This window comes from Candidatus Desulfatibia sp. (assembly GCF_036446775.1).
Classification (GTDB): Bacteria; Desulfobacterota; Desulfobacteria; order Desulfobacterales; family UBA11574; genus Desulfatibia_A.
The window spans coordinates 1-6034 of record NZ_JAZFTO010000056.1; the positions used below are offsets into that span (position 1 = coordinate 1).

6 protein-coding genes are annotated in these 6034 nt (G+C 48.0%); all 6 read right to left on the reverse strand.

Going from position 1 to position 6034, the window contains the following annotated elements; all coding sequences use genetic code 11:
* A partial coding sequence (locus tag V3S16_RS02520) for a glycosyltransferase family 2 protein (RefSeq protein ID WP_413883101.1) occupies nucleotides 1–629 on the reverse strand: 629 nt, incomplete at its 3' end.
* A 38-nt stretch (nucleotides 630–667) separates the two neighbouring features.
* On the reverse strand, nucleotides 668–1246 hold the full coding sequence (locus V3S16_RS02525) for a hypothetical protein (RefSeq protein WP_413883102.1): 579 nt from the start codon (nucleotides 1244–1246) through the stop codon (nucleotides 668–670).
* Nucleotides 1247–1303: 57 nt separating this feature from the next.
* Complete coding sequence (locus V3S16_RS02530) at nucleotides 1304–2677, reverse strand: lipid biosynthesis B12-binding/radical SAM protein (protein WP_413883103.1); 1374 nt, start codon at nucleotides 2675–2677, stop codon at nucleotides 1304–1306.
* Between the two features lie 200 nt (nucleotides 2678–2877).
* Entirely contained in the window at nucleotides 2878–4098 is a 1221-nt protein-coding gene (locus tag V3S16_RS02535; RefSeq protein ID WP_413883104.1) for a beta-ketoacyl-[acyl-carrier-protein] synthase family protein, read from the reverse strand.
* Nucleotides 4099–4138: 40 nt separating this feature from the next.
* On the reverse strand, nucleotides 4139–5380 hold the full coding sequence (locus V3S16_RS02540) for a beta-ketoacyl-[acyl-carrier-protein] synthase family protein (RefSeq protein ID WP_413883105.1): 1242 nt from the start codon (nucleotides 5378–5380) through the stop codon (nucleotides 4139–4141).
* A gap of 6 nt (nucleotides 5381–5386) precedes the next feature.
* Nucleotides 5387–5815: an acyl-CoA thioesterase gene (locus V3S16_RS02545; RefSeq protein WP_413883106.1), complete on the reverse strand. Its 429-nt coding sequence runs from the start codon at nucleotides 5813–5815 to the stop codon at nucleotides 5387–5389.
* Between the last annotated feature and the right edge of the window lie 219 nt (nucleotides 5816–6034).

Genomic DNA, 6034 nt, shown 5'->3' on the forward strand with positions numbered 1-6034 from the left:
GCGACATCCATCACCGGTTTGAAATGACTGCCGTGACTTCCGTAAACCGCCCCAATTCTGACAGAAGTAATCAATGCGCCCATGTCGCCCGCTTTCATCAATATCTCGGATTCGGTAACGTATCTGTCCTGCGTCAGCTTCATCTTTTGAATAAGCGCCAGGGGATACAGCCTGAAGCCGCACTGAGTGTCTTCGATAAACTGGTTGGCACCAATGCAGATAGAAAATCGCGCCACATGCATGGAGTTAAACCGCGCTCTGGGAATCTTGCCGTGTTCGCTCATTCTTGAGCCCACGATGATATCGTCGGTCCCCTCGGCATGCGATGCAATAAAGCGCGGAATCTCTTTAGGGTCATGTTGGCCGTCGGCATCCATGCTGATAACCGCATCGTAGCCCTCATCAGCGGTTCGCTGGAACAACACTTTTAAAGCCGGCCCTTTCCCCCGATTTTTTCCGATATGAATAACCTCGGCACCTGCCTCAGCGGCAATTCGGGCGGTTTGATCCATGGACCCGTCGTCAGCCACCAGTACCCGCGAGACATATTTTAATATGCCGCTGACGACCGGTCCAATCGTTTCCTCGGCATTATACGCCGGCATTATGACACAAATTTTGGATGCCACCAGTAATCGCTTCCTTTCTTTACACCTGATAGAATTTACTATCTCCCATCTTCTTTATTAAGTTTAACAACATATTTCTGCCCTTCCGGCGTTTTAATGTAACTAATAATTTCATTAAGCTCTGTGTTTATCTCACCTTTTCTTTTGGCTTCCCATTGCGCGGCAACCTCTTTTTGAAGTACGACATAACTTAGTTGTTGCTTGTAAAGCTCTACTTTATCCCAATGTTCCGAACCCCGTGTGACTGGGATAAAAGCCATTCGCGCTTTCCATCCTCCCGCTTTTACCTGGGTAAGAATATAGTATGTCTTGCCTGCTTCAAGGTCTGCTTCTACTACTCTTTTATTTTCAGCACGGCCGATAATGAGATGCTTGCCGGGATCAAACTCATAAGCGAAATAACATTTTGCCTGACTAAGTCCAATCAAACGATAATTTTCCCATATTTGGAAGTGGATACCAAAAGCGAAACCAGACGGCCGCATAAAGTAAACCAACGCTTTGCCCGGTGACGGACCTTCGGGCGTTGCAGCTTTATGCATGTACTGGCTTGACCCGGCACAACCGGCAATCAAAAAAAGAAAAACGATCGTGACAATTCGAAAACAATTTTTCATAACGGTCTCCTTTTGCAGAAAAATTTAATAAGTTATAATCTCAAACAATTTAATATGTCAACTTCCCCTAAACCTTTGGCCAATTTGCATATGTTCCCATAAGGGGCCTTTAAGGCCAAAGCGTCGCAATTTTTTTTGCAGCTTGGCATTGATGTTGATATTGAGGCCGGGAAATATCCAGGTGGGATTTTTTTTTGAGAACGTTTTGATAAACGGCAGGATTTCGTTTTTAACGGCCGGAGAGAGGTAAAATACGGGTTTCAAAAAGTCTTCATCAGGCCCTATCATGCCCTCTTCTTGGGCCTTTATAGCCAGTTTGGTTTTGGGAAAGATTCTGATGCCGATCATGCAGATAGCGGCTGTGGGGTTCATCTTCAGGATGGCCTCCAAGGTCTGATTTACAGTCTCCATGGTTTCTCCCGGCCCCCCTAAGAGCAGAGAATGACAAAAATTTATGCCGGACTGCCGGCAGATGTCCGAGGCGCGTTCAAGGTCATTGACGGTGAAGTTTTTGCCCATGTTCTCCAGCATGGTAGCATTGGCCGCATCGCTCCCTAATTCCAGCCCGGTACAGCCGGCTGCAAGCATTACATCAATAAGTTTGGGCGTAACAAAGCCCGGATTGGCATAGCAGCTCCATTTAATCGGCAGTTTGCGTTTGATAATTTCCCTGCAAACGGCCTGGGCGTGCTCCATGGGGTAATTGAATTCATTGTCAACAACGAAGAGATTATTGACCCCGCAATCCAGGATAACCTCGATTTCATCGCAGATAAGTTGCGGACTTCTCAGCCTTACTTTTTTACCTTCTATAACCGGATAGGTACAGTAAATGCATTTGAAAGGGCAGCCTCTTTTGGTCTGAATGTTGCCCATTCCGCCCTGTTTTAAATAGGCCGCGTTATCAAATTCAGTACGATCCGGGTATGGTATAGTGTCCAGGTTTGCGATGATGCCGGGATGATAATTTATAACTGGTGATTTGAGCTTCGCTTTAGAAACTCTATTCTGCTTAAGCTCGTCGATAAATTTAATCAAAGAGAACTCGCCTTCTCCTAAAATTCCGTAATCAGCCTTTAAATAATTTAAAATTGCGGCCGGCAGCAGGGCAAAACCGCTTCCGCCGATAACGATGATTCCCCGGCTGTACTTCCTTATGGTTGCAACTACCTGGCGATAAAAAGCCAGATAGGAGACATACTTTGGATAACTGACATTATCGACGTTTCTCAAAGACAGCGCGATGACGTCGGGAGTGAAAGTGCTGACAGCAGTCTCGATAGCGGTTTCATAATCGCTGACAAAACACAAATCCAGAACCCTGTAACGGATGCGGTTTCTTTTTAAAGCCGCGGCAATGTATGCCAGACCGATGGGAAAGACCGGATCGGGAAGTGATTCAACATTGGGTGAGACCAGAAGTACTTTCATAAGAATCCCGGGCTAAAAATTACACCTCAATTGAACTATAGCACTCAATTGAAAGTTATTTGTTATATGTTATTCGTTACTCGAGCAATTTCATAAAGGGTAACATAAATTATTGTTCAGATAATAGAACTGAAACGTCAACCCAATAACCAATAACAGATAACGGATAACATCTAATTGAGTTTTAACTCAATTAGGTGTCACTTGCAGGTAAAAACCAGGCTGCTGCTTCCGCCGCCAAAAGTGGAAGTTGTCATCAGGGCTGTTTGGATTTTACTTTTCGAAGGTATATCCCACTTTAGAACACCATGTGGTTCCGGCTTCAAAGCTTCAGCTTTTAAGGCGGGAAGAGACAACTGGTGATAAAGGCTCAGCAAAACGGCGGCGGCCCTTATAATGCCGGCACCTCCAAAATCACCCATAAGATACTTTAACGGTGTAACCGCAAGAGCTTTAATGCGATTTTTGAAAATTATTTTGAGCTGATGATACTCCATGCGGTCTAGTTCGGCGGATAAGTTGGCAGAAACGCTGATTTGGTCAATTTCAGCAGGGCCCAGTCCGGCCTGTTCCATTGCCATAGTCATTGCGCGGCCCATCTGCTCTCCACCGGCTTCGTAATGCCCCATGGGTGTAGCGCCCCCGGCCAATATCCCGGTTTTTAAAATGCCGTAAATTTTGGCCTCCCGCTTAACAGCGAAATCGAGTCTTTCCATAACCAGCGTCCCGGCGCCTTCCCCCAGGATAAGACCGCCGCCGGGTTCAGGATCGGCCGGTTCATGGTTATTTATTTTGATTTTATTAAGTACGCCCAGATCATTATAACAGTGGTATTGCATGGGGGACAGCTCATCGGCTCCTCCCACCAGGACCACATCTACGATATTTCCCAAAAGAAGATTGCGAGCATACAGCATGGCATTTTCCGCGGAAATATCGTTTTGACAAAATGTGCTGTTGGGACCGGTGATGCCGTGAAACATGGCGATATGGCTGGCAGGTGCATTGGGGACCGTTTCGGGAAACAAAAACGGCTGGGCGCCCCGGGGCCCATCCCTGAGAAGGCTTACAAAAAAATCTTCCACGCGGGAACTGCTCCCGTAAGCTGTTCCCAGAATAACGGCAATTCTTGTTTTATCCAGGCCTTTTAGGTCCAGTTCACTGTTGTTTAAGGCTTCCACACTGGAGCTTACCGCCATTCTTGAAATTCGGCTCATGCGCCGATATATTCGGGGAGGCATATAGTCGCGGGGCTCAAAGTCGTCAATCCAGCCGGCAACATTGGAGGCAAAAGAGCTCGTTTCAAAGTCTGTAACTTTTTTTATACCGGTCCCGGCCTTTTTACAGGTTTCCCAAAAAGCTTCTCGACCAATACCCATTGACGAAATAACACCAATACCTGTGATAGCAATGTCTGACATTTTTCTCTGCGATCTCTGCGTCTCTGCGGTAAATGTTTATTTAAATATTCTGGTTAGTTCTGCCGAAAACAACCGATGTATTATTACCCCCAAAAGCAAAAGAATTGCTGAGGGCCGCACGGATCTCTTGTTTTCTGGATTTATTGGGAACATAGTCCAGATCGCAATCCGGGTCCGTCGCAACCAGGTGTATTGTCGGCGGTACAGTCTGCCGGTATAGGGCCAGAATGGTCGCAACCGCCTCGATGCCGCCGGCGGCCCCCAGGCAATGGCCCACCATAGATTTTGTTGAGCTGACGGCAAGATCCCCAGCAAGCGATTCCCCGAAAGTGCGTTTGATAGCCAGGGTTTCCAGGGAGTCGTTTATGGGGGTGGCCGTGCCGTGAGCATTGATGTAATCGATTTGCTCTGCGCGGACACCGGCACGAGCCAGGGCTGCGGTCATTACCCGGCTCATTCCCATAGCTTCCGGGTCCGGGGATGTCATGTGATACGCATCGCAATTAATGGAATATCCCAGCACTTCCGCATAAATTTTGGCGCCCCTGGATTCAGCGCCGGTATAATTTTCCAGAATCAAAATAGCTGCGCCTTCCCCTAAGGACAGCCCGCGCCGGTTTTTGTCAAAGGGACGGCAATATTCCGGGTCCATGGCCCTGATAGAATTAAATCCGGCAAAGGTCAGCTCCGATAGGGCTTCACTTCCGCCGGTAATAACAAGGTCTTGATCGCCGGAGCGGATTAGGTCAAAACCATAACCGATTGAGGTGGCGCTGGAAGAGCAGGCCGTTGAAATGGTGGCCCGCGAGCCGGTTAACCCGTATTGGCCGGCAATCAGATCGGTCAAAGTGCAGCAGGCAAAGGGAAGCAGCAGAGAGGGCTTGGGCCTGGTTTCACCGGACCATGCTGTGCGCCGGTACTGTTCCCAGGAACGCATGCCGCCGGCACCGCCCCCTAACACGACGCCGATACGGTTTCTGTCACAGGATTCAAGCAGAAGGCCTGAGTCCGCCAAGGCTTCGCGCAGGGCGATCAGGCCCAGGAAATCACACCGGGAGATCCGTTTAGTTTCCCGGGGGGCAAAGCCGGTTTCCAGGTTTTTATTCTTTACCTGGGCGGCAAATTGACAGGCAAACCCGGTGGTGTCAAAAAGTGAGACCGGCCCTATTCCGCATTCCCCCTTAAAGAGTCCTTCCTCAAATTCAGATAAGGATTCCCCGATGGCGGTAATTATTCCAAGACCGGTGACGGCCACACGTATAGAACTGTTCGTGCTCATCATGTTAAATTACGACTGTCGGCAATAACTTACCAGATTGCTGATACGCTTTTCGAGTTCACCGCTGAGACTGTAGATCATTTTTTGTTTATCGCTGGTTAATAGAACCTGGGTCGATTCTCCGCGGGCAAGAAGGATTTGATTGGCTTTAAGCTGTATCTTGAAATTAAATTTCAGGGCGGCAATTTCGGGTTTGACCACGGTTGTTTGAATAATTATCCTGTCCCCGCATTTTGCCGGATGCTTGAAATCACATTCCAGGCGAATTACCGGTGCAATATAGCCTAGCTCAACCATCTGATGCGGCCTAAGATCAAAACGCCGCAGTAAATCCATACGACCGGCCTCAAACCAGGCCACGTAATGACCATGCCAGGCCATACCCCATTCGTCCACCTCATTAAAACGGACGGTTTCTTCTGTCTCTATCCACTTCACGAGTTGAATCACCTCAAATTCAGGGCTCCTGACCTGGCGTAAATTCAGATTCAACATATTTTAATGAAGAATCCACACCTTGAGAGCATATAAAAGATGAACGTCGAACATCGAACATCGAACGTTGAACATCGAATAATGTATTCTACCATTTATAATAAAGACAAAGCGACACGCGGCGCAAGCGCCTGCGCTGCGCGAGCGCCTTCCACATTCGAC

What these genes read in the sequence shown, in the direction of transcription:
- V3S16_RS02525 (WP_413883102.1), bottom strand. Translation starts at nt 1,246, where the DNA reads ATGAAAAATTGTTTTCGAATTGTCACGATCGTTTTTCTTTTTTTGATT.
- V3S16_RS02530 (WP_413883103.1), bottom strand. Translation starts at nt 2,677, where the DNA reads ATGAAAGTACTTCTGGTCTCACCCAATGTTGAATCACTTCCCGATCCG.
- V3S16_RS02535 (WP_413883104.1), bottom strand. Translation starts at nt 4,098, where the DNA reads ATGTCAGACATTGCTATCACAGGTATTGGTGTTATTTCGTCAATGGGT.
- V3S16_RS02540 (WP_413883105.1), bottom strand. Translation starts at nt 5,380, where the DNA reads ATGATGAGCACGAACAGTTCTATACGTGTGGCCGTCACCGGTCTTGGA.